The 25,982-nt window shown below is 46.7% G+C and carries 17 protein-coding genes; 5 read left to right on the plus strand and 12 right to left on the minus strand.

Annotation, left to right across the window (positions count from 1 at the left end; all coding sequences use genetic code 11):
- From GC093_RS10660 to GC093_RS10700, 10 genes are all read right to left on the minus strand, one after another.
- On the minus strand, nucleotides 1–627 hold the full coding sequence (locus GC093_RS10660; RefSeq protein WP_171651850.1) for a CIS tube protein: 627 nt from the start codon (nucleotides 625–627) through the stop codon (nucleotides 1–3).
- A 73-nt stretch (nucleotides 628–700) separates the two neighbouring features.
- Nucleotides 701–6,226, minus strand: coding sequence for an atrophin-1 family protein (locus tag GC093_RS10665; protein ID WP_171651705.1), 5,526 nt, complete (start codon nucleotides 6,224–6,226; stop codon nucleotides 701–703).
- Between the two features lie 17 nt (nucleotides 6,227–6,243).
- On the minus strand, nucleotides 6,244–6,690 hold the full coding sequence (locus GC093_RS10670) for a phage tail protein (RefSeq protein ID WP_171651851.1): 447 nt from the start codon (nucleotides 6,688–6,690) through the stop codon (nucleotides 6,244–6,246).
- 8 nt (nucleotides 6,691–6,698) lie between these two features.
- Entirely contained in the window at nucleotides 6,699–6,938 is a 240-nt protein-coding gene (locus GC093_RS36620; protein ID WP_312886502.1) for a DUF6760 family protein, read from the minus strand.
- On the minus strand, nucleotides 6,893–7,270 hold the full coding sequence (locus GC093_RS10675; RefSeq protein ID WP_171651852.1) for a phage tail assembly protein: 378 nt from the start codon (nucleotides 7,268–7,270) through the stop codon (nucleotides 6,893–6,895). The genes GC093_RS36620 and GC093_RS10675 overlap by 46 nt, the downstream gene beginning before the upstream one ends.
- Nucleotides 7,271–7,365: 95 nt before the next feature.
- A complete protein-coding gene (locus tag GC093_RS10680) occupies nucleotides 7,366–7,800 on the minus strand; it encodes a phage tail protein (protein WP_171651853.1) in 435 nt (144 codons plus the stop codon).
- A gap of 63 nt (nucleotides 7,801–7,863) precedes the next feature.
- Nucleotides 7,864–9,615, minus strand: a complete 1,752-nt coding sequence (locus GC093_RS10685) for a phage tail sheath family protein (protein ID WP_171651854.1) — start codon at nucleotides 9,613–9,615, stop codon at nucleotides 7,864–7,866.
- Between the two features lie 181 nt (nucleotides 9,616–9,796).
- Nucleotides 9,797–10,594, minus strand: coding sequence for a hypothetical protein (locus GC093_RS10690; protein WP_171651855.1), 798 nt, complete (start codon nucleotides 10,592–10,594; stop codon nucleotides 9,797–9,799).
- A gap of 11 nt (nucleotides 10,595–10,605) precedes the next feature.
- Nucleotides 10,606–11,124 carry a Pvc16 family protein gene (locus GC093_RS10695; RefSeq protein ID WP_216624574.1) on the minus strand — a complete coding sequence of 173 codons (519 nt, stop codon included), beginning with the start codon at nucleotides 11,122–11,124 and terminating at the stop codon, nucleotides 10,606–10,608.
- A 588-nt stretch (nucleotides 11,125–11,712) separates the two neighbouring features.
- Entirely contained in the window at nucleotides 11,713–13,392 is a 1,680-nt protein-coding gene (locus tag GC093_RS10700; RefSeq protein ID WP_171651856.1) for a methyl-accepting chemotaxis protein, read from the minus strand.
- 168 nt (nucleotides 13,393–13,560) lie between these two features.
- On the opposite strand from GC093_RS10700, the gene GC093_RS10705 reads away from it, so the two are divergent.
- From GC093_RS10705 to GC093_RS10715, 3 genes are all read left to right on the plus strand, one after another.
- Nucleotides 13,561–17,388: a response regulator gene (locus GC093_RS10705; protein WP_171651857.1), complete on the plus strand. Its 3,828-nt coding sequence runs from the start codon at nucleotides 13,561–13,563 to the stop codon at nucleotides 17,386–17,388.
- Between the two features lie 186 nt (nucleotides 17,389–17,574).
- On the plus strand, nucleotides 17,575–18,300 hold the full coding sequence (locus GC093_RS10710) for a response regulator transcription factor (protein WP_171651858.1): 726 nt from the start codon (nucleotides 17,575–17,577) through the stop codon (nucleotides 18,298–18,300).
- Between the two features lie 217 nt (nucleotides 18,301–18,517).
- A complete protein-coding gene (locus GC093_RS10715) occupies nucleotides 18,518–20,389 on the plus strand; it encodes an EAL domain-containing protein (RefSeq protein WP_171651859.1) in 1,872 nt (623 codons plus the stop codon).
- 33 nt (nucleotides 20,390–20,422) lie between these two features.
- Here the strand turns inward: GC093_RS10715 and GC093_RS10720 are convergent, their stop codons facing one another.
- Nucleotides 20,423–22,687, minus strand: coding sequence for an AAA family ATPase (locus GC093_RS10720; protein WP_171651860.1), 2,265 nt, complete (start codon nucleotides 22,685–22,687; stop codon nucleotides 20,423–20,425).
- A 238-nt stretch (nucleotides 22,688–22,925) separates the two neighbouring features.
- On the opposite strand from GC093_RS10720, the gene GC093_RS10725 reads away from it, so the two are divergent.
- On the plus strand, nucleotides 22,926–24,506 hold the full coding sequence (locus GC093_RS10725) for an MDR family MFS transporter (protein ID WP_376768641.1): 1,581 nt from the start codon (nucleotides 22,926–22,928) through the stop codon (nucleotides 24,504–24,506).
- 87 nt (nucleotides 24,507–24,593) lie between these two features.
- On the opposite strand, the gene GC093_RS10730 is transcribed toward GC093_RS10725, so the two are convergent.
- Nucleotides 24,594–25,505 carry an acyl-ACP desaturase gene (locus GC093_RS10730; RefSeq protein WP_171651862.1) on the minus strand — a complete coding sequence of 304 codons (912 nt, stop codon included), beginning with the start codon at nucleotides 25,503–25,505 and terminating at the stop codon, nucleotides 24,594–24,596.
- A gap of 230 nt (nucleotides 25,506–25,735) precedes the next feature.
- On the opposite strand from GC093_RS10730, the gene cspD reads away from it, so the two are divergent.
- Entirely contained in the window at nucleotides 25,736–25,936 is a 201-nt protein-coding gene (cspD, locus tag GC093_RS10735; protein WP_166152724.1) for a cold-shock protein CspD, read from the plus strand.
- The last annotated feature ends 46 nt before the right edge of the window (nucleotides 25,937–25,982 follow it).

The following is a 25,982-nucleotide window of genomic DNA, read 5'->3' on the forward strand; positions in this document are numbered from 1 at the left end:
TCACTCCAACCTCGGTACAGTTACTCTACGTCCCGACTGCAATTTGAGCGGGTTATCTATCCCATTGGCACTAGCGATCTCGCGCCACAGACCCGGGTTCTCATACTCTTGGGCAGCAACCATCCACAGCTGCTCTCCTTGCTTCAGAGTCTTCTGCTTGGTACGGTCGGCGGATTCACGGGGAATATCCTGCAGCTGTTCCTTTTTGCTATGCCATGATTTGAAGGAAACCTTTAATGTCGCACGAACCGGAATCCCAGAATCCAGAAACATCGTGAAGCGTTGATTTACTTTTTCCACGACGCCTTTGAAATCAAGGGACCCCCAAACAAACCGGCACACCGGCGGAGCGTGAAGGCCTTTCTCGACATCCAACAGTCCGGAAATTTTCTTCGTATATTCTCGAACATCCGTACCTTTTTCATAAGTATCAAAAAATATATCCATCGTTAAGGAGGTTGTACCGCCACTGACAAATTGCCCAATCGGCATCGAAAGGCCGGGAACCGGATCCCATGAGTAGCTGTTGCTCGTATCGAGCGAGTATTCATTGGGGTTGAACAGTACCTCGACTGTCTCCTTGCTGGTTCCTTTGTCAACGATGATCATTGCTTTTTTAAGCGCCATTGGCGATTCAACTCTCCTTTCGATCATATCCGAATTGATAAGTTTTCAGCCGAGCTGAACCGCGATGAACCTACTACATACCGCGCTTTTGACGCTCAAACCTCATGCGTCGTTCCAGCTCTCGAGCGACCTTATCGGCGATCTTATTAACGTCGAGCTGCGGAATTTGTTTGATCAGCTCTTTGATCTGCTCCTTGCTCAGCTCGCTTTGATGGATCGGCTGTTCTACGGCAGGCTGCTCCTCGGCTGGCTCCGCCGATCTTTGCGGTCGCAGTACATCCATGCTCGGTGACTCCGCAATATCCTCCCGACTGTCTCTGCCTTCTGACAGCTTGTGCTCAAGCGTTGGAGACAATTGTGACTGCAGCATCGACAGCGGCTGCTGCTGTAGGTGCGGCAATGGCTCTGCGCTTGCAGCAGCTGAGGCCATCGGCTTCGTCATGATGACCGGATTGGCACTGACCACCGGCATGCTTCTGCTGCCGGTGACAGCCGCAGGCATTGATGGCAGGCGAGCCGGTCGAGCGGCCTGCCGTTGGAGCAAGCCGCGACCGGGCACTAGCGTTGCTCGGGCAGGCTGTGCCTGCCTCGGCGCAAGCGGCCCGGGGGCTTGCTGCCGCGACGACGCGCTGCGCGTCGCGGTAGGGCTCGCAGCGCTGGAGCGCGCTGCGGCATCGGTTGCGCGACCCGCCGTGCGGGTTGCGATTGCTCGGCTTGGCGAGCCGATGGGGCTCGCCGTGGCGTGCTGCTGCGGGGCGCCAGGGGCGTTCCGCACGCGCAGCGGTGAAGGAGCCGATGCATCCACTCGGCGATGCGTAGCAGCCGTAGCGGCTGCTACGCTGCCCAACGCCTCGGGCTGCTGCCTATTCACCATACGCGCCGCTTCCGCTTTCCTGCTTCGCACCCTGTCCGTAATTTCTTCAGCTGTCCGCTCCTCCGCTTGCCAATGCACCGGAATCTGTGAACGAGCTTGTCCACTTCTATTAAGTGCTTTACTCGGCTCTGCAGCACTCTCTACCAACGGCTTACGCCGTAATAGCATTGAGGCACTGTTGCTTATTGTAGCCATCGGAACTATGGCCGATGATGTTACGCTTGATGCTAAAGGTTCATTATGACGATGCAGCAAACCCCTTGTTCGAATATATCGTTCACTTTGCACAGGGGCAGGAGCAGGAGCAGTGCCGTTGCTGCCGTTGTTCGCTAAGCTCTCCTTCTGCTGTGCAAAACTTTCATTTTCTGCTTTTATTGATACATATTTCATGCTCATGCCTGCTAATTCCTGATGTGTTACTGTATGTTGTGTGGCGGTCTCATGTTTGTGTTGCTTAGCTGTACGTTGTATGTCCGTCTGATCATTCTGCCGTGTAACTGTAAACCGTTTGTCAGTCTGAGCGTTCTGCCATGTTGCTGTAAACCGTTTGTCAGACTCTTGTTTCTTCCGTTTGGCCGTAAGCTGTCCATCATCAACTCGTTGTAACTGCCTCAAGGCTGTACGCTGTATCCCAATCTGCCGCTGATTCTGCAGTACTGCCGGAAGCTGTGCACGGTTCCTTACTACTCTCTGCGCAGCTGCAAGCTGTTCACTTGATTGCTGTTTCAAGCCTTGAGTCAAGCGCCTCGGTAAGAACGCAGTAGCTGTCCCCAAAGCATGAGTAGCGTCAGTTATATCTTTCTGAAAACTAGACGATCTTGAACTGTTCACTGTGCCATACAGCACGGCATGACTTGAAGTCCTAGTTAAAGCGCCCAGTGTTTGCTGCATCGTAGTCAACTTAGTCGCTGGTGACCCCATATTATGCGCTTCGGATCTGCGAGCTTGGACATCTGCCAACAGAGCTCCTGCCCTGTTTACGAATCCTGCAACCTGCCCACCAGCAGGTATTCCTGGGACCACCGATCTATCGTTAGGACGATCTTCACTATGTAGGTTTCTACCTATTGCTTCTTTAAAATCTCCCGCTTCATGCCTGCTGCTGGGTAATAAAGAAAAGTAGGAAAGCCTCGAATCATTAAGATAGGATTGTTTGGAATGGCCCAATCCTTGGAAAGGCCTCCTCTGAATAGCAACCTTCCTTGTTGGGTTTGATAAATAGTTTTCATTAAACCCTTCATCCTGTTTGTTCACCGAAATAATAGGAGAAACTCCTACTCCCATTCTAGCCGGTTGCCATGCGGTGCCTGTTACGTCTGCTGGGCTTTGCTGTCTTTTTACTATACCAACATGTCCGGGCAGGGAAGCTGCTCCCTTGTCTGTGCGTTTAAATCGAGGCAGATCAGCACTTGCCTGAAAAGCACTTCTCATCATAAGCACAGGCGCTTGCTTCACTACATAGCGCTGCAGCACCTCTGCCGCTTGTTGTAATTGAGATTCCGCTGTTGGCCGGACTCCATCCTTGACTGCACGACTTGCTGTAAGAATTCGCCCTTCCGTTTGCGATAGCTGATATCCGTTCCTCCGTGCTCGCCTTCCGGTTGATACCGTAGCCGCAACTCCCTCGACCAACTGCTTAGTGTCGGCCACCGCACTGGGTTCGCGCAACGTTCTATCTGGTAGGTTTGCGCCTCTCGACTCTACATATTTCTGCTCTCTATTCTGCCAAACAGGGGAACCAACGTATCCTCCACGGTCATGCGTCCTATCTGCTGCAATGGAAAGAAGCGATGAAGCCATCGAATGGTCCCCAAACGATACTTCCTTCGTCCTCAAGCTTCTCCTAGCAGCCGCTATTGGAAGCTGTTCACTCCTCCGCCGAACCATTGCTCTGCCCTGTGAGGATGATCCTACGATATAATCGGCCTGCTTCGGCACTATGCTAGCGTTAGCTAGGACCCGCTCTGACGCAAAACGCGAGCGATTCATCGCCTGCTGTCCTACTGGCAGTAGCCATGCTTCTGTCATGTTAGCCTGTGACCGTCTCTGTAGTAGCTGAGCTGCTTGAGCAGGCGGACGTCCTAGCAGCTGTGCCGCCTCGGGCAAAATCAACGATTCCGCGGTCGCATGCCACCTTACAGACGCGGATTTTGCCGCATCCTCTCCAGCTCGCGTCTTACGTGAGGTGCTCCCCTCCACTGTTTCGTAAGCGGAGACCTCTCTTCTCACGGTATTCGGCGCCGTCCGTGCAACCTTCCTGGCGAGCATAAGTGGATTGCCGCGCTCATCACGCCGCTCCTGACTCAGCGGTGTCCTCTCTTGCTCTGCGGTTTGCTGCTGCCATGTCTTTAGCAGCATTAACGCCAGCTGAGAAGCCCCAGAGATCATCCCTTCATCCACAAGCAGGTTAAGAAGTGCTGCCCCTTGTCGATGCTCACGGCTTTTTCGCATCCAATTCAATCCTGCTTCACCTGAAGCCATTAGCTGCCCCATAGCTCCACCAGTTTTCATAGCTTTGCGATTAAGTTCATTTGTTCCACTTAATTGCTCTTTGGAATTATTCCCTGCCGAATTATACCCTACGGACCTACTAATTTTTGATCCAGTTCTAAATAAGGACGATTCAGCCTTGAGTTGATGTTCTCCTAAATTGTTACTATAAGAGTTCCTTCTTTGAATGGATGTACCGCCATCTTGGCCTGTCGGCTTCCCAATCCACGCTCCATGCATTCTCCTAGATTGAAGCATGCCTGATGAGCTTGAAAAAAGGGATGCTTCAATCTTTCCTTCCTGTTCCTTCTGAGCCGACTCATTACGGCCAATCAGCAGCTCGCGATAAGTTCCGGGGGTACGCAAGCCGTTACTCTTCGCTGCTTGCTTAAATTCAGCGCTGTAGTGCTGTGAAACAAGCCCACCCTTCAGCTTATTTCGCATCATCAAACCGCCAAGATTACCTTCAGAGGATTCCTTTTGTCGGTTCATCTTGCTTTCCAACCCGATGTCAGAGCTACTCCTATGTGACGGCACATTAATAATGCCTTTATACATATCCGATAAACGCTTAATCCAATGTATGTTATATTCAAGCCGACTCGACGACACCGGTGTTTGCTGCATTCCAGGCAAGTCATCAACATCCGATGTACGCTGCTTCTGCTCTGGCTGCCGGTTTATTTCCGTCGTTCCTGCATTATGCTCATGTTTTATAGGTACTTGCTCAACAACTGGCTTATCCCAGTCTATTTCGCGTCTCTCAGGTACTACAATTACTTGTTCATTGTTTTTCTTTCCATTAATACCTTGCTCACTTACCCGACTTTTCGATGCCTCGTTGATAACAGAAGCCCGTTTGGCCTGCAGTTGTATGACCTCGTTATGTAATGATGCCCCCCTACGAAAAGGTAAAAGATGAGCGTATTGGCGCTGAACAATCAAATTCTGGGAACTTCGTGAATCCCTAGTATTTCTAATAACTCCCCTAGACTCTGCTGTTCCCTTACTTTCGCCAAATTCCAAGGTTTGAAGCCTATATGTACTATTACTATCCTCTTTCCTTAAACCAATATCCCACTTCTGGTCATTATGCCAGCTTAGTTTGGACACACCACTCATCACTTTATATGACTTACCTTGCTTCCAGTAAATCTGGCCACGTGATGTTTTCCCAATCCGTTCGGGTTGTTTCGCAGCTATAATGCTTCTATTCCGGTCTCGTTCCAGAAGTGATTTTTCAGCTGTTCCTTGTCCTATTTGGGCATTTCGACGGAACGATAACATCATACGTTTAGTGTGATGCTGATCAGAAGGCCACAGTAGTAAGCCCTTTGCTGCTACACCGCGCAGACTAATATCTGTTAAAGAAGGCTCTGTTTGCTTGCTTTCAGTAGCCTTGACCAAACTAGGACTTTGATTATTTCCATTTGTCGTTACAGTTCCTTGATTAGCAGCATCCTGTAAAAGCTTCGGCTCACTTTGCTCTTGCCCCTGCTTTTTCACTTGCTTTTGCTTCTGCCCTTGCCCTTGCCCTTGCCCTTGCCCTTGCCCTTGCCCTTGCCCTTGCCCTTGCCCTTGCCCTTGCCCTTGCCCTTGCCCTTGCCCTTGCCCTTGCCCTCGCTCTTGCTCTTGCCCTCGCTCTTGCCCTTGCTCTTGCTCTTGCGTAAGCTTCCCTGCATGGTCCTTCGTTACCTCTTGCTGCACTACCTGACCAGGCTTGCTCTTCGTCAAAGCCTGCTCAACCTTCAACGCTAATTGCTCGTTTGCTCTATTCACTGATTGAACCGTCATGGAATCAGCTAACCTACGCTGAACATACGATGAGGATCGTAAACCTCCGCGTCCTCCTGCTGCTATACCAGTAGCTTCAATCCCGTTGTTGCGCTCCGAGCCCTTCCGCTCCTCCACAACTCCACCGTACTGACGAATCCACTTCTCCAAACGATATATCGTTTCATTATGCGTTACTGCATGCTTCGTACCTGCACGCCGCAGTTGGTCAAGCTGGACTTGTAGCTGGGTTACCTTTTTCCGCCACTCCGTATCCCTATTGCTATGATCTTCTCCTGACAACGCATCAAGCTCACGGAAAATCAACGAAATACGTCCCAAATAATCATCACGCCAAAACCCGTACTTACCTATAATGCCTTCTGCGAACTGCCTGTTATGCAGCGCAGTATTGTTCATGTTCTGCCTAACCGTATGGGGGATATGCTTTTGTCTTTTCATGCTAGTCCCCCTGCGGATTATTTTTTGAAAATGGTTTTCAAACCTTTATGTACGATTTCAATAGCTTCTATTGCAATGCCCGTGCTGGATGCATTCATCTGAGGGCCTATCCACTTCACAGGGTAGGATTCGAAAAAATTCCATCGGCAAATTTCTTTGCCAGCAGGGTTATTCAATATAATCGACCCGCTCTTTCGCTTGATTTTACCGCCGATTACCCCTTCATACCAATCCCATAACTCACTAGCCTGGGTAATTCCCCGCTTCAGCACAATGCGTTCATATTTGGTTTGTTTCGGCAGATAATGAACATAGTCGTTCACGCCGCCTTCATTATAAGGCATCACTTCTGTTTCCGCTTGTAGCCCGGTTACCTCCGAAAAGCCGCCGACAATCAATCCGTCCAATTCGACTATAAAACGGAATGCCGGACTGACTGCGTATTTTTTAGACGGTATACTCATCTGCTTGCTCACCTCTTATTAAATACGTCAAACGGGTTATCGCTAGGCTTATCTTCATTCATACTGCGGTTAATCCTTGAAATTTCCTCACACCACTTCCGGCGCTCCCGATGCTCCATCAACATGATTTCATCATGAGGCCAGTGAAAGTAATAAGCGATGAACCCAGCCTCCTCGTAAATCTTATCAATGGGATAACCTGCTACGCCTCCTCCATCCCTGCGATAAAAGACACATCCACATCGAATTCATGCTCGCATTTAGGGCAAGACGTGTGAACCTTCGGCACTTCCATTTCATTGATTTCACGATAAAAATTTTGCATGAAGGCTAGATCAGCTGTAAACATTTTTTCTATAACCCGAGTATCAATAGCACGCAGATCCCCTAGCTTCGTAATAACGCGCGTTAACAAAATAATTGTCAAATAGCCTGGGTTTTGCTGCACACGTTGATCACGCATAGGTAAAATTTCATCTGCCGCTGTTGCCAAACGCATTATGCCTCTTTTATGCAATGTACCATTATCATCTACATATCCTCTAGGAAGCTCGAATTCATATTCCGTTTTGAAAGCCATAAGGGTATCCTCCTATTTATCGCATAAGCAGGAAAACAAGAGACAAAAAGGGCTTTACTCGCCTCATTCTTCCTCTTGTTTCCCCGATGCAATTGTTACTTCGTGCGGGTCATGCCTTCATGCGCAAGCTCCAAAAACTCAATAGCTACTTCAGAGCCTGTACCATTGAAATTAGGAGCCGTGTACTTGGAAGGCCACGCTTCAATAACTTGCCATGTTGCTACATCTGCGCCTTCTTCGTCAATGGCAATAATCGTGACTGTCTTACGTGCAATTTTGCCTTCAATCGATTCCTGCATCCAGTTGTACATATCCATCGAATCGGTAACGCCCCATTTCAGGGTGATGTTACCATATTTCGCCAACCCCGGCAGCTTGCGAGGTGTAATTGTCTCATTACCTTCACGATATTCAATGATAGCTAACGTTGCATCGAAGCCCGATACCTCGCTGAAGCCAGCCTGTTGAATACCTTCTACCTCAACCCTAAATCTAAAATTTCTGTATGGATCGTTACGTTCGCCCGGCATAATTTACCGCGTCCCCTTTCGTTCTGATTGTTGCCCGTCTCTTACTCAATGACTAGCGAGAACCTATTCTTCTCTCGTTTTCTGAGTAATCCGGAAGATGACGAATTCCGCCGGTTTCACAGGCGCAACCCCAATAATACATATCAAACGACCGTTATCGATATCATCCTGTGTCATCGTGCTGCGGCCGATATTAACGTAGAATGCCTCGCTTGGGCTGCCGCCCATCAGAGCGCCATCTCTCCATACACGGGTAAGAAACGCTTCAATGGTACGCTGTACACGAGCCCATAGCTGCTCATCATTCGGTTCGAACACAACCCAGTTGGTACCATTCTTAATTGATTCCTCAATAAAGATGAACAACCTTCTAACGTTGACATATTTCCACAGACCATTCGAAGAGCATGTACGAGCCCCCCAAACACGAATACCTTGACCGGCGAAATGACGGATTAGGTTAACACCCTGAGGGTTCAAAATATCCTGTTCGCCTTTATTGTACTGGCAATCAAGACCTACAGCACCACGAACAACTTCGTTTGCAGGAGCTTTTTGGACACCGCGGGTTTGGTCAGAGCGTGAATAAATACCTGCCATTGAACCGGACGGTGGAATGTAAATATTGCGTTTATCTAACGGATCAAACACTTGAAGCCAAGGATTGTACATCGCTGCATAGTTACTGTCAAAAATATTGCGGTGAGTCATCACATCGGCCACTTTAGTTTTCTCACGCGGGACATCAAGAATCGCGAAGCGGCTTCCGAGGTTTTCACAATGCGCGACCAAGGACAGCTGTACATTCGGATCGGTTACACCGGGAATGGACATAATGCTCACGACATCGTTATCGATAAACGATTGAATCCCTGTTCGTTTACCTGGGCCGCGATCTACCCCCATGAAATCAGAAGCTGCTAAATTCGCTATAGAACCGTCGCTGCCTCCAAATAGAGAGATCTGGAACTTGCCCGCTTCTTCCGTTTCACCGGATAGTGATTCAAATGGAGCAACAGCACCAAGATCCGTACCCAAACTAATGTCTTTAACAATAATGATATTAGAGCGGGACAAAATTTTCTCTACATGATTGGCAGCGGATACGTTAAGCGACACCTTCTCGAATGATTCCGCTTCATCTCCATAAAATACATGCACAGTAAATTCACTAGTCGTAAGAACCTTCGCAGGCAGTAAATTGGTGTCAATGACATCCTCTTCGCCTTCAAGCACGGATTCTAATTCGATGATATTGTCAAGTGAAGAGACGATGCGGTTGTACTGCTTGCTGCCGCCATTTTGGAAAGCTACGATATCGCCTACATTGAAACCAGCGTTATTCTTCACGCGATATTGCACCGATTCGCCTGGAGTCCCGATAATGTCAATAATTTGCGTCTTCGCTTTGCTCGCAGGGACAACTACGATACGCACTTGGTTACCCCATGTACCCGGGTTCTTGGAAGTGATTCGAAGCACCTTCGCCTCTTTATTGGCACTTCCTTGGTTCGTAGCAGGCTTGGAATCCGATGGTGCCACACGCATTACATAACCGCGAGAGCCGCCATTCAAGAAGAAGTGCTCAACTGCATAAGACAAGAAACGGTAATCCCCGAAAGCATTCTCAGATAAATAGCTGCCGAAATTACGATGAAAATCAGCTACGCTGGTAATCAGTAGGGGGACACCTTCTATCTCCCCCCTTTGTGCCAGACCAATAAAGCCCGCCGTGCTCGTACTTGCACCTTCGAGCGGCTGCGCGCCGCTATCGAATTCTTCTACGTAGACTCCAGGTGATAAATACTCAGCCATTGTTCCCCAGTTTCATCCATCTGCATCGATCCATTGCAAAATATGAAACCAGTTCTCTCCTTTCTGCTTGTGGTTTATAGAAGATGGAAGAATCCGATCTACTAACAAAGTTATGTACAGCATGCCTAGCCAAAAATCTATTCTTTCAAACTAATACCGCTTTAGTGACTGCTCCTTGAAGTTAGAATTTCCATTTGCCTGCAAGCGTCGTTCCGCCTTCTGTGAGGTTCACCTCCTTCGAAAGCGAACGGCCACTATGCGCAACATCCAGCTTGATATCAAAACGATTAGCCCTGCAGTTGGCAAAAGCGACTACCACCTCGCCCCGCTCGTCAGACTGCGTCTTAACAACCGGGAGCAGCAAGGATCCTCTGGCGTAGCTACCAATTAGCGGCCGTTCCAGCCGAAGCCTGCGCTGGTACTCCAGCACCTCCTCAACTAGACACAGCTCCTCCCCGACCTCGGAACTATTCCTACTGCGAATAAGATACCGATCTCCCACAGAGATTTTACCGGTAACTGAACCAATAGTCAGTTGGTCCGTGCCTTGTCCTGCTTTATCCTGAGCTAATCTCGCCCTCGCTCCATTCTCCGATTGCATTACTGCAAGTAAAATAGCCTTGGAATACGGCTGGCCATGTTCATTGCTAACGCTCGCACGCAAGAGTGTATCCTTTTCTCTAAACGGATACGACGGACGGGGTGACAGTGTAACATGAACCAGTGTGTTCTCAAGGCCCACTTCGATATCACGGCACTCTTCAAAATAATACGGCACGTTCACGCGCAGTCGATATCCACCTGCTTGTAAATCATTAAATATGAAGGTTCCTTTGGATGTAATGATAGGTTTGGATAGTGTTCCTTCAAGTAGAATAGATGCGTTCAATCCAAGAGGAGAACTCGAGGTATAGGAATCCAGAAGACAAACTACTAACGAAACCTTCGTACTTAGCTTAGCTACTCTGACACTTTCCAAGTCGAATCCTCCTATCCTTGAATTCGAAAATCGCGTTCTAAAACCCGTTTTGTAGTTTTTATCCGAGTGGAATCAATATTGACTGGTCCCACTACATAGCCGACTGAAAGCCGGTAAGGAACATCTCCGAAATTCCACATACGAGTCAACGTATCTCCAGAGAGCGTATCCATTACGATTCGCACTTCCTCACCCTGATCCGCCAATGTTCCAACAAGTGCTGATCCACGTAGAATGGAGTTGTCGTACAACACTTGTATAGCTCTGCCTAGAATTCTATGCTCGTCTAAGACGCGCGATTGCAGTTCAGCTGTCGAATAAGCGGTTAAAAGGTAATAAAGATCAACAGTCTCGGGCGGGAATTGAATTTCTCCCGTCCCTCTTGATATCATTCGAGTCTGGCGGTTGTCACCGCTCTCTTTGATGTTATACAAATATAAGGAAAGGTAGAGATCACCCTTATCAGCAGGGGAAGCTATCCCTATCAACTCAGGCTGTGGGATAGGCTCTGGCGTCATTTGCTCTTGCAATAACTTCAGCAGGGATGCGCCAACATCAGCAATAACCGTATAATCGCCTATTGGAAATCACTCCTACCATTCTACTTGTCGATATGCTGACGAATCATGTTGGCAGCATGTTATGTTTTGTCATATTAAGGCATCTTTTACTATTATAATTGTAATTATATAGGATGACTATATATATATCTGTGCCATATGTCCTATTTTTCCATAAAAATGCGCATTTGTGTTTTATATCACAAATTTCATGATTCACTCATTGCGATTCTATTATATTAAAGGGCAAGCATCGCTCACCCCAAACCCAAAAGCATATAAATTCAATATAAAAACCATCCTCTTGGTCGACAGCTCACTGAATTACTTATTCCTCTATCGTGTGAAAAGCACAAAAAAACAGAGAGATAACGGAACAACTAGTTCCTTTAATCTCTCTGTTTGTAAGCTCAGCGCTTCTATCGCCCCAAATAACGGCATTCCGACTTCTATTATCGCCTTAACTTGGAGGCGGCAAACTGAATAACGGAGCTTTCAGCGCCGCTCAAAGCCTTCATTGCCTCTGTTAGCTTCACTGCCACTCGTTTTAACAAACCCCTAAACACGAAACTTAACAATCAGCTTTTGCAGATCCAGGGAAACATCAGACAGCATTCCGGCGGAAGCCGTTATCTCCTGCGTAGACGCCAACTGCTCCTCTGTGGTTGCAGCTACGGTCTGGGCTAACCCGGCACTTTGCTGCGCAATCTGTCCCATACTTGTTACCGTTGCAGCTACCTCCTCGGAGCTTGCTGACATCTGCTGCGCTGCAGCAGCAGCCTCCTGGATTTTGCGAGATACCTCTTCCGATGATTTAACTATCCACCCAAAGGTTTCCTCTGCTTGCCCTACTGCATGCAACCCTCCGCTGACTTCCGATTGCCCTTCGTTCATTGTCTCTACTGCTTGGGCTGTATGAAGTTGAATACCACTTATGACCCCATTGATTTCTTGAATGGAATCAGCCGTTTGTGTCGCCAGCTTACGTATTTCATCAGCTACCACCGCAAACCCTCTGCCATTCTCGCCAGCTCTCGCAGCTTCAATAGCTGCGTTAAGAGACAATAGATTTGTCTGGTTGGCAATCTCCCCGATTAATTGGGATATCCGTCCTATATCTTGAGAGTGGCCTTCCAGTTTCTTAATAATTTCGCTTGCCTTCTCCACAGTGGAACTGACTGCTTGAATCTTTGACGAAGCCATCTTCATGACTGTTGTTCCTTTCTCTGCATGACGAGAAGCTTCATCCGACAGCTCAGACACTTCCGAGGTTGTTTCCGCAATCCGCTGTATGCCTATAGCCATCTCATCCATGGCTCTACCGCATTCCATTGCACTTGAGGCTTGATTCTCTGACCCCGAGGCTACCTCTTGAACGGATTCAGCTACATGCTGGGCAGCCGTTGAGTTTTGTTCTGAGCTTGCTGTAAGCTGCTGTGCGGAGGCTGCTACCTGACTGGAAGCCTCCTGCATTTGCAGCACAGATTCCTTCAGTGAGCTCGAAACCCTGTTCACAGCACTGACTAATATACCAATTTCATCATTGGATTTAATATGTATGGATTCAGCCGTTAGATTACCATGAGAAATCATCTCTAAAGATTGGGCAACCTTCAGAATCGGACGGGAAATGATTCGTATCGCTGCATAGGCAATGAGTGCAACAAACAAGATAACAAACACAAGCATAACGCTAATCTGTATGATGCTGCTACGATAGGCCGCTTCACCTTCCTCCTCTGCTTTCGATGCCCCCTGATGGTTGAAATTAACGATGACTGCAACGCTTTCCCTCACCTCTTGGAACGTCTGAGACACCTTCTCCGATGCCTTTCCATTTCCCTGGCTGCTGGACTGCGCGTTAGCTTCTCTGAACGCCTTCCATTTTTCAGATAATTTAGCTGCATTTCGTTCATCCTGCCCATCGGCCAAGGATTCCTTGTATTGGTCCAGCTTTTTATCAATCGAGCTGAGGGTTTCTTCCATCTGCTTATTTAGGTCCACTTTTTTGGCAGGGTCCGGTTCGATTAGCATTTGATAGTAAAGAACCAATACATGCTCCAATGAAAAATTAACCTGATTAGCAATCTCAATACCTGTTAACCAGACTTGAGAAATTTCTTTCGTGTTTTTTTGCATTTGACTCATACTTTTTAAATTCATCCAACTCACTAACCCCATAATTACCAGGATGATTACATAAGACATAATCAGCTTTCTGCCTACGGTCCATTTCATTATTCATTTCCCCTTTGTAGCTATTCGCATGTACTTATGTTCTAAGAGCCTCTTTTGTCTTCAATGATACTAAGAAAACATTAAAAGTTTTCCGATATATATATTTAGTTTTATTGAACTTCTCTAACAATCAGTAAACAATTGTCCTTATAAGACTTGGAGGATACAATGGCAAACTCCTTACGTATTAAATGGGTATTACTGCTCGTAGTCATTACTACGATCTGTTTAAGTATTGTGGGCGCGGTGAATTATTCATTAGCCAAAGAAAAGATGATCTCCTACATTCAACAACTGAGCTTGACGGCGGTACAAGACACTTCCAAGCACCTAAACGACTGGTTGAATATCCGCTACGCTGAAGCCAAAGTCATCAGTCGCACCAATATGATGAAAAAAGGTACGCTCGAAGAGAAGCTCAACTATTTGCGTCAAGAGGTTATTTACTCCGATAATGTCTATTATTCAGCAGGTATTTCCGACTTGGAAGGCAATCTGAGCTTAACGAACGGAGATACCCTTAACATATCCGCCAATACCACCTTTAAACTGGCTAGAAAGGGGCAGGGACTTATTTCCGACCCCTTCTTTGGGCAAGCGGGGGAATATATCATTACCATTATTTTGCCTGTATGGGATGACTCAGGCAGAATGATTTGCTTGCTTCAGATCGCTTTGGATGCCAATAAGGTGTTTAGCGAGCAGTTGAAAGGCATCGATCCTAACCATGCAGGTGGAATCACCTTGATTCATAGGGATGCAACTATACTGTACAGTGGACATAAGGAGCTTATATTGAAGAATAATTTTCCCAAAGACTTTCCTGACCTTGAACCGGTGCATAGAGAAATTATCGATAAGGGAACAGGCTACCAGCTGTTTAATTTCCAAGGAAAATCCCTTCTGTTATTTTATTCCAAGGTAGGCAGCACCCCCTGGTATCTTTTGTTCAATGTCTCTGAAGCTACCTTGAACAAACCTCTCGAATCTCTGTTCTTTTCGACGGTTGGGTTGATTGCCTTGATGGAGCTCGTACTGGCAAGCTTAATCTATTTTGTGTTTAACACCATGATCATCCGGAGAATTCACGATCTGCTGATTGTAACCGAAGCCGTAGCCGGAGGTAATCTCTCCGTGGCAGCCATAGAAACTAAGAGCAGGGATGAACTCGGCCTATTATCCCTATCCGTTAATGAAATGACACAAAATTTACGCGATTTGTTTGAGCCGTTCGAATCTTTCGTAGGGACTAATCAATTAGCTATGATTGTTTTGGACAAGGAATTCCGGATTGTTTCATTAAATCATACAGCGGAAAACATGCTCGGCTACCGAGCGCGCGATGTAGTCCAACTGGAGACCCCTCTGCTCTGGCATGATCCGGTTCAATTAAGAGAACGAGCCAGCGCTTATTCCGTTGATTTAGGTATACCCGTCGAACCGGATTGCTCAGTTCTCGCAGTAAAGCCGATGCGTAAAATGGAAATGGATCAGGACTGGACCTACATTCGTTCTAACGGCTCCCGTCTCGCTGTCTCTTTAAATGTAAGTCTCATGACTCATCCCGACGGATCGCTCAAAGGCTTTGTTATGCTTGCCCGGGATATGAGCTCATTTCTGCAAGCGACGGAAACGAGCAACCGACTTTTGCATATTTTGGATGCAGCCCAAGATTTTATCGCTTCCTTTGACCTTAAGGGCAACATGTTCTACATCAATGCAGCTGGTAAACAACTTCTTGAAATCGATGTTCTGGATGAGGATTCTCGCTTAATAGGCAATTATTTGCAGACGGAAATGTCGATGCAGCTCGCAGAGGGTTTGGTTATTGCTCAGCAGCACGGACACTGGGAAGGCGAAACAGAGTTTGTGACTCGAAAAGGCGGCTGCATCGTAACCTCACAGGTTATTGTTGCGCACAAGCCTTCGGACGGCGGGGATGTATTCTTTTCAACTATCGTCCGGGATATTATGGATCAAAAACAGATCCAATCGGAATTGGTCCAAGCCAAAGAAGCTGCGGATAGCGCCAATCAAGCTAAAAGCATGTTTCTTGCAAGTATGAGTCACGAAATTCGAACTCCGCTCAATGGTATAATGGGCCTTTCTTATTTGATGCAGCAAACGAAGCTTACGGATATACAGCGGGATTATCTGAGTAAAATTTCCAGCTCTGCACAAACGCTGCTACAAGTAATCAATGACATCTTAGATTTCTCTAAGATTGAAGCCAACAAGCTTACACTAGAAAAAGCCAGCTTCCAGCTGGATGAAACCCTTCGCAAGCTCAACAGCACGTTAAGCGTCCTACTCGGTCACAAGCCAATAGATATGATTATCCGATTGGAAGGTGAGATTCCGGCCGTTTTAATCGGGGACACGCTGCGGCTGGAGCAAATTTTATTAAATCTGATAAGCAATGCAATCAAATTTACGGACAGCGGATCCGTTACCCTGCTAATAAGAGTCGTCGATCATAAGGACGAAGAGGCGGCAGTCCGTTTCTCGATTACAGACACCGGAATCGGTATGACTCCCGAGCAAATGAATTTACTGCTTCAACCCTTCATGCAAGCAGACCAATCCATAAGCCGTAAATTCGGCGGAACGGGACTTGGATTGATTATTTCCAAAAATATGATCGAAATGATGGGGGGCAGCTTATCCATTGAGAGTGAACTGGGTGCTGGAAGTACCTTCTCCTTCACCATTCGATTTGTTAGCCCAAATCCGACACGCAAGCTTACGTTCCCGCTTTCGAAATATCATGACGATTTTCGCATTCACATTGTAGAGGACTCACTAGAGCTTAGAACGAGCCTTTCCATGATGATTAACAGTCTTTCGTTGCAAACAGAATCATCGGATAGCTGGACCCACGCTCTAAACCGTTTGGAATGGGAGCCTTCGCCCGTCCATGTCTTACTGTTAGATATGGAAGCTCAAGATATGTATGGGGAGGAGACATGGCTGCAGATGAAACAAGCAGCTAATCGGCGCGAAGCGCTCACTATCATCTACACGACACTCGCAGGTCGTGATGCTCTGCAGCGTTTGCCCGATAATCAAAGACCTGACGCAATTCTCGTCAAACCTATAAGCCGCTTGGAGCTGTATCATTCAATCGCAGCTCTTCAGGCCTGCTATCAAGTAGAAGCTCCTGCACATTTAGACTTGTCCGGGCAATCAAGACCCTTAGCCGGCCATGTTCTGCTCATTGAGGACCAAGCTATTAACCAGACGGTGGCTACAGCCATGCTGGAAGCACTGGGAGTCTCCGTAACGGTAGCCAGTCACGGCTTGGAAGCTCTCGAGTTGCTGCCAGTACATCATTTTGATCTTATTCTGACGGATATCCATATGCCTGAGCTGGACGGCTTGGCAACAACAGAAAGAATTCGCCTTAATAGTCGGTATGCCCATACACCTATTATTGCGATAACAGCCGATGTTACCAAGGCGCTGCATGATCAATGCCTCCGAGTGGGAATGAACGGCATTCTAACCAAACCTCTGGAGCCTGATTTATTAGCAGCCACTTTGTCGAAATGGTTGCCCTTACAGCCTTATCCTGCCATGACTACGGAGACAGGCACTGTAAATTACGAGCACCTGCCAGAATTGAAGGGCATTGATATTCAAGATGCCGTCCAGAGATTAGACGGCAAGATTGAGATCTACGTGAAGCTGCTTGCTCTCTTTCGCAAGGAGCATGACCGAACCGCTGCTAAATTGTTGAACTATATTAACGATGGGCAATTAACTGAGGCCAAGCGTCTATCCCACTCCCTACGGGGAGCTGCCGGTAATCTCGGCATGAAAGATGTTTTTACCGCCGCAGGCACCTTAGAATTATCAATAGATGAGGCTGATACCATGCATTATGTTCCTTTGTGCAAGGAATTAGAAACTCGATTGCACGAAGTGTTCACCAGCATTGACAGGAAAACATCCATCGAGGCCCTTCAAGGATGGGTAACCACAGAGAAATTGTAGTAAGTTAGCTTTCGACAAATTGCTAATACTTTACAAATATTCTCATAAATTGGCTTATAGACGTACACAAATGTAGACTATATAATAAAAATAGGTACATAGACATAGTAAATATTAGCAAAATATTAGCGTTTCAGACCAAATTATAGAAAATACCCAAATCCGTACTCAATGAGGTGTCTGAACATGCAAAAAGTGTTGATTATAGAAGATGATACAATTATTGGGGAAATGCTGAAGCTTTATCTGTGCGAAGAGAATTTTACCGTGCAGCGGGTAGAGACGGGGCAGGACAGCTTTGATGCTTTGAATACGTTTACTCCGGATGTGATTCTGCTAGATCTCATCCTTCCAGATATGGATGGTGCTGATCTATGCAAGCTGCTTCGCCATCATACCCAAGTTCCAATCCTGGTTATCTCTATGAAAAATAAGGTCACGGACCGTATACAAGCTTTGTCCTGTGGAGCTGATGACTACTTGTGCAAGCCATTTAGCATGCAGGAGCTAAAGGCCAGAATCAACGCTCAGCTCAGGCGTTCATCGCCACAACCTACATATGCACCTAATTTCGCAGCAGCTTCATCAAGTCCAGTCGCTACATTAAGCGCTCCCACACAGTGGCTTCAGCTTGACTTGGAGCGACGGACACTGATCGTCAAAGATCAGGTTGTCGAAATTACTTTCTCCGAATTTGAAATTATGAAATTATTTTACAGCTTCCCTGGAAAAGTATTTAGCCGCGACGAATTAATTAATGCAATCCGCGGGATTGATTCCTACGTGAACGAACGCTCCATTGACGTCCATGTCACCAACCTCCGAAAGAAAATAGAGTATAATCCCAAGCAGCCCCAGCATATTAAAACAGTTTGGGGAGTTGGCTACAAATTCGAATTGCTAGTACCTTAAACTTCAATGATCCATTCACAGCCTTGTCTGCTCTCTTCATATGAGAGCAGACAAGGCTGTTCTCATTTCCAACTCCATCTCTGGAAATTATTTGAAAGATTAATATCAGATAAATGGAAACCACTTAACTTTACTCATACTTTCAATCCATAATTTAAAGAAGAAGATACGGTACGATAATGTTCATGTATGGATAGTATTGGGGGGCTAGAACCAAATGTATGGGCTGCAGATCATTACAAGCTTAGCGCGAAATTTTGCGGATATTGCCTTTTTCATCATAGTAATTAACCGTTTGCATCCACATGTTATGCAGCTTTCTAAAAAGCTTCAACATGTTATCCTGGGTGCACTATTTGGGATATCCAGTATTATTTCCATGCAAATTTCCGCTGCTGTTACAGACGGTGTTTTTTTGGATATGGAGACCATTGTGGTGGCAATGGCCGGAATTTACGGGGGCTACCGCGCCGGGTTAATGGCAGCAGTAATCGCAGGGGGATATCGATATTTACTAGGAGGAATTGGTTGGGAGCCCGCTGTCTGGACCCTTATTATCTGCGCGATGGTGGGTGTTATATGGAGAGAATTAGAGCAGCACAAAAAAATCTCATCCCTACTAATAAATCATTTATTATTCGGTGCCCTTATTGCCATCGTAACCTTGGCTTGCAGCTTAGCACTTCCCACACCCATTGCTGTGTCCATTTTAACCTACTACTCTTTACCGCTAATGATCATCACTCCGATTGCTTCGGCAAGCTTTCGTTATTTCATCATAGAATGGCACAAGCCGACCTTGCTTAATCCGGAACTGGCTGCATCTAAGTCCAGTACCAACGCCTCGGCTGAACGGCTTCAGAACTACATGGATCAATCCGGGAAAACTGTGATTTGTATCATTCATATCATGAATTTCCAGCATAGCTATCCATTCGGTGAAGATCTGATAAAAGGAATGTGCAAACGAATCACAGCCCTGATTCCTCAAAGTTTTGTCACCCATATACGTGAAAATGAAATTATATGCAGCCTTTCGACATCTGAAGACTCGGAGCGTGTCCTTGCAGAGGCTGCAAAGATCCAGAATAAACTGTGCCAACCCTTAGTGATTCGAAATCGCACGATGCATCTCACCGTGAATTTAGGTATTGCGATACAGAAGCACACAGAGACAGCCGAAGTACTAATACATCATGCGGATATAGCTCTCCGCTGCACCAAAGAACAGGGACAGCCATCAATCATGATCTATGATGTAAATCTATTGAAGAATCAGATACACCGCCTGAAGCTAGAAGAGGGACTACTGCAAGCCCTATCCAATGATGAGCTTGAGCTCCACTTCCAACCCCAATTTAATATACATTCGGGCAAAGTCCGCGGATTTGAAGCGCTTGTCCGCTGGCAGCATCCGAAGCTGGGTGCGGTTTCTCCTGGGGAATTCATCCCTATTGCTGAAGAAAATGGAACCATCTTGCCCATCGGCTTATGGGTGCTGCGACGCGCTTGTGAGCTGTATCAAGAAATGCTGATGGTCCCTTTTCCTGAAGCCGTAATAAGTGTCAACATATCCGCATTGCAGCTTAATGACAGCTACTTTCCTAAGCATGTTTCGCAAATCTTATCAGAAACCGGCTTGCCACCCCATCTACTTGAGCTTGAAATTACAGAAAGCATGCTTATCGCTTCCATTGATGCCGCTAACATCCGGCTGAAGGAGCTAACACAACTCGGAGTCCGTATCGCTTTGGACGATTTCGGCACCGGCTATTCTTCACTTCATTATTTGAACCGGCTGCCGCTCCATTTGGTGAAGCTCGACAAATCATTTATCCGTGATATTTGTAAAAATAACGAAGGCAGGATCACAGAATCGATCATCCGACTTGTTCAAGATCTTGATATTCAAGCCGTTGCAGAGGGGGTAGAATCTTACGACCAATTGTACCTGCTTAAAACATGGAAATGCGATATTGTTCAGGGCTTCCTTCTAAGCAAACCGCTTCGGGAACAAGAAATCGCTGCCTTTATTACCAAGCAGACATCTGTAGCTGAGAACGTTATTACCGCCTCATCCCACCCCTAGCTTGATCTCAGCTTCAGAATGCTCCAAATAGATTTAGAAAAAATCCAGTTCATCTTTGGTCAGAAGCTTGCCTGTTTTCAGAAGCTCATGCTTTACAGCTTGAAGAAGATGCTTCATAAGAATAGGTGTTCCTGCATCAGCCGCCAAGAAAGCAGCTGAAACCGCAATATTTTTAATACCGCCACCCGCTATGGGGAATTTACTGGCTATCAGCTTGAAATCAACATCCTCCCCGATAGGTGCTTCCGCCGGAAACATAGAGCGCCATATCTTCTCCCGATAATCTGCATCTGGAAATGGGAACTTAATGATGTAATTAATACGTCGAATAAAAGCATCATCAATATTTCCAAGCAGGTTGGTGGCAAGTACCGAAATGCCATCGTATTCCTCCATCTTTTGAAGCAAATACGCCGTTTCTATATTTGCATATTTATCATGGGAATCCTTTACCTCTGAACGCTTACCAAATAACGCATCCGTCTCATCGAAGAACAAAATCGCATTACTAAGGCGGGCTTCATGAAATATTTCATGGAGATTTTTTTCCGTTTCCCCGATATATTTGCTTATCACCTGCGACAAGTCGATTTTGTAAAGCTCCAGCTGCAGCTCCTTCGCAACCACCTGCGCCGTCATCGTCTTCCCTGTTCCAGGGGGTCCAGCAAATAACATGCTCAACCCTTTGCCATAAGCCAGCTTACGCTCAAAGCCCCACTGTCCATAAACGATACTGCGGTATTTCATTTGGTTACATGCATTACGAAGCTGTTCCTTCTGCTCGCCTGGCAAAATAACGTCCTCCCAAGAATACTTGGAATGGATGCGAGAAGCTTTCTTCTCCAAGCGGTGCTGCACCTGCATGAAACACGCTTCATACAAGGCTTGCTCGTCTATGGCACCATAAGCCGCGATGCTCCTTACAGCTGGCATTCCAGCACCCGTCCATTCTGTAAAGCCTTGTGCTAGCGAGAAGGCTCGCCTAATTTGCCCCGCAGTGAATCGAAATTTATCGCCGATTATCCGCCAATCCACAGACATAGAAACGCCGAATTCAGCTGCGAGGCTTTTCCATAGCGCTTCACGATCCTCGCTTGCTGGCACCTTCAGCTCCATATCGATCACCCATCGTTCCTTTATGTCTGCGGACAGCTTAAGCTGCTTATTCGCAAGCAGGAAAAGCAGCCCGCCGTAGCCATTCAAGCTGTGGACAAATGAGCGCAGCTTGTGTTGAGCCGCCGCATCCGGCTCTTCTGGAAACAGCGCTTCCACATGCGTGAAGCAGAGCACTGCCTGCTGCAAAATAGCTTCTCGCAGCACCTCATCGAGCACCTCCGCAAACGGCCGCTCCGCAAGTGACATGGCTGCCATATCGGCTATTAGCGCCGATTTGCCAAAGGCATGGCAGCAGTGCTTCGCATGCAGCGTCTTCCCGGCGCCCGACGGGCCCCAGATATGGAACGCTAGCCGCTTGCGCATGCTCCTCTCCGGGTCGTACATGCCTCGCACGAACGCCTGCATCTGCTGCTGAAGCGCCTGATCAACGCGCAGAGGCTCTGGCGGACTGTCGCTGTTGAAGCGCTGTGTCATTCGCTTAACAACCTCCGATGGATCGGAGCCGCTCCCGTCGAGCAGATAGCGCACCATCCGCCGATCAAGCACAATCGGCTGGGAGAGAAGCGATTTCGCTGCAGAAGTCTCATCCCTATGGAGAAAATACTTCGCCAAAGGGCCTGATGACGCAAGCGCCTCCCTTGCCTCCATCATATCTGCGGCATTTCTGCAGTTCAATTGAATCAGCAAACTGGCATTTGGATGCTTGCTGGTCAAATCATCCTGCAGGAATCCGAAAACCCGCTCATATTTACGATCCATCTCCACTGCCAATGCAGCCACTACGAAGTCACGCTCCCGACCACGCAGTCCGAATGTGTTCACAGCCGCCAGAAGAGGCATATGAACGCCTGCCTGAACGCTCACAGCTAACCTGTGAGCAATCGCCCTTTCCAGGTTTTCCAACTGCTCCAACACTGCCGCTGCCTCGGGATCATCCGCCCAATCATCCGCATGCCCAATTATTAGATCCAGGAACTCTTCTTCCGATACGAACAGTCCCTGATAGGGGTCATCCCTCCAGACATCCATGCGCTTTTTTCTGCTGAAATATAACCGTTGGAGCCTATAATCAAACAATCGCAATTCATCCGCATAATGCTCCCAGCCATTGGCATAACCTTGTCCGTCCCACCGTTTTTCATCCTCAATCGTAATGATTCCGTTCAATCTATCGCTATTCATATAACCCCTCGAAATAGTTAGAATGTGGGTAAAATTGGTTAATAACGTATAATTTCATTCCCTTCATCTTATCAGACATTCATGGAACATAGAAGACCAGGCTTCGCAATCCATGTGTCCGCATGCCCCCAAAATTAATCCACCAGCTTCGAATTGTATCTTCTACTTCTTATAAGGAAACTATAAAAGTACTGACAGGAGGATATCGGTTATGGAACTTTCAGAAAGCTCAGAAGCAATTCCAAAAGGATCAGAAACGAAGCGTGGACTGTTGATCACAGGTTTAATAATTGCCATGCTTTTTGCAGCATTAGATGGGACTATCGTAGGTACAGCAATGCCACGAATCGTGGGCGAATTGGGTGGATTAAGCGTAATGGCTTGGCTGACAACTGCTTATATGCTAAGCTCAACCACTGTCGTTCCCATTGCCGGAAAGCTTGCTGATTTATTAGGACGAAGAGTGGTCTACTTGACCGGGATTATCATATTCATGGCAGCATCCGCACTTTGTGGTATGTCTCAATCCATGACACAATTAATTTGGTACCGTACCCTTCAAGGCGTGGGGGGCGGAATTATGATGCCAATGGCCATGATTATCATAGGTGATTTATTCACTGGTAAGCAGCGTGCGAAATGGCAAGGGGTGTTTGGGGCCATATACGGCTTAGCATCCGTCATTGGACCGCAGGTAGGGGGCTGGATTGTGGACTCACTAAATTGGCGGTGGGTATTCTATATCAATCTTCCGGTAGGACTTCTCGCTGTTGTTTTTATTGCCTTAGGCTTAAAAAGCGTTCGAGCATCGGGTCCAATTCAGTTCGATTTCGGCGGAATGATCACCATGATAATAGGTGTAGTTCCATTGCTGCTGGCATTAACCTTCGGAGGCAAGCAGTACGCTTGGGGCTCCTGGCAAATCCTTGGTATGATAGGAGTTTCCATAATCTCTATCATCGCTTTTATCCGCATTGAATCCAAAGCGAGCGAAGCGATCTTACCCATGCGTTTATTCAAAAGCCGAACTTTCTCCGTCATCAACGGCATTGGCTTTCTAATGTCTGTCGGGATGTTCGGAGCTATCATGTTTGTCCCACTGTTTATGCAAGGGATTGTCGGTATTAGCGCATCAGCTTCTGGTACCGTTATGACGCCAATGATGATTACCATGATTGTTGCTAGCATAATAGGTGGGCAGATTGTGCAGAAGATAGGTGTTCGCTTCCAGATGACAATAGGTATGATCATCATGGCGGTGGGATTTATACTTCTGGGTACATTAAGCATGACCACAACTAAGCTGATTGCATCATCCTATATGATGGTAATAGGGTTAGGCATAGGTCTAGTAATGCCAATTCTTACTTTAGCGCTTCAAGAGAGCTTTCCCAAGTCTGAGCTGGGCGTAGTAACCTCTTCCAGCCAGTTCTTTCGGCAAATTGGCGGCACGTTCGGCATGACTATACTCGGTACCGTTATGAATTATCGATCCGATAACGAGCTGAGTAACAAGCTTATTCCGGTATTGCAGCAATTGCCTGCCGAAGCAAGCGGCTTTGCCAACAAAATGACAGCAATGATTCACACAGATCCGCAAGGACTTTACTCGATGCTGCTCGACCCGGCCTCACTCTCTCAGATACCGCAGGCCATTGTTGAGAAAATTGTTCCCATTTTAAAAATCTCATTAGTTGATTCTCTCCACAGCGTCTTTCAGATCGCCTTGGTCTTCGTCATATTAGGCGCTCTGCTAACCCCATTTCTAGGACGCATTCAACTAACTGATCATAAAAAGACAGAGAAAGCCGTAGAATAAGACGGTGATCAGCTTCTCTATTATTCCAAGGGCGGCCGCAAGGCCGTCCTTTTCCATTCTCTTTTCACAGAATATCTCAATCAGCCCTCAGCTTACACCTTTAGCTGCCAACCGTTCGCTAATTCTTTTCAGCTTGCTGTGATAGATGAGCAGATCCTGCTTAGCTGCCTCTGACTCCGAGCGGCTTGGCTGCAGCTTTTCAATCGCCCAAAATTGAATTAAATAATCAAAAACTTGGTTAAAATAAGATACTGGCCCATAATTAGCCTCTTTAGATATCATTTCCATCCGCTCTTTGAACTGAGGCATCTCTCTGCCTGGCATAGCAAAGCTCGTCATCGCCTTATGGATATAATAAATGAAGTTATGATCTACCCCAAGGTAGCCCTTAACTGCGTCACGATAAAAAGCAAAATGCAGCGTTTCATCCTTCGCAATTCTGCGCAGAAGCTTGGCAAGCCGTGGATCGTAAGGTGTAGCTGCTTTTGCCACATTGTTATAAAACACCATCGTAGCCAGCTCTTGGATAGCCGTATATACCATCGTTTCCATTGCTGTATCAAAATCAGGTACAAACCCTGCTTCCACTACTCCCTTACGGAGACGATGAAGCTCATGAGGATCTGCGTTGCGCGTAATGATTAAATAGGTTTCAAGTAAGGATGAATGCTGGTCTTCTTCCGCAACCCACGTATGAACAAAATCCTGCAAAACCTGCAAAGATCCTTTGAAGGTAACAGCTAAATGATGATAAAAGAAAGGAAGATTGACTTCTGTTAAAAGGGAGGTTTCTACCGCTGTATAAATCGGCAGGGGAAGATTTCGCTGCTCAGGAGCCCATGGCTCTTCTATAAAACTGCGCCCCAATTCCCAAGGAATAAATTCGTGATAGCTCCAATCGATACTTGCAGCACGTTCACGATGCTGTCTATATAATTCCGTTAAAAAAGGCTCTAATTTGGGATCAAATACGTTCAATTTGTAGTTTTCTGTCGGCATTAGCGGCCTCCTTTAATCGCTTAACATTACAGGTAAAATTAAGCCAAGTCAAATGTTAATTTGTTGTGATAACTTGTAAAATGTGGTATCATTGCCTTATACACATTCGGATTTGAATTCACATATTAGAAAGGGTTATCAATTCGATTTTTGGGGTAATCTTTCTAATGTGTGAATTTTTCGTTCATGCATATAAAAATGAGTAAAAGCTATTGGAGGTTTTTAAGAAGATGGAAACAGGTACAGTGAAATGGTTTAACGCAGAAAAGGGTTTCGGTTTTATTGAAGTAGAAGGCGGCAAGGATGTATTCGTACACTTTAGCGCAATTACAGGGGATGGCTACAAATCTCTTGAAGAAGGACAACGCGTACAATTTAACGTTGTTCAAGGCAATCGCGGACCACAAGCTGAAAACGTTGTGAAACTGTAAGGTTTCATCAGAGGGAGAGAACTGCTCGTCCGGGCAGTTCTTTTTC

The organism is Paenibacillus foliorum, from assembly GCF_013141765.1.
Lineage (GTDB): Bacteria > Bacillota > Bacilli > Paenibacillales > NBRC-103111 > Paenibacillus_S > Paenibacillus_S foliorum.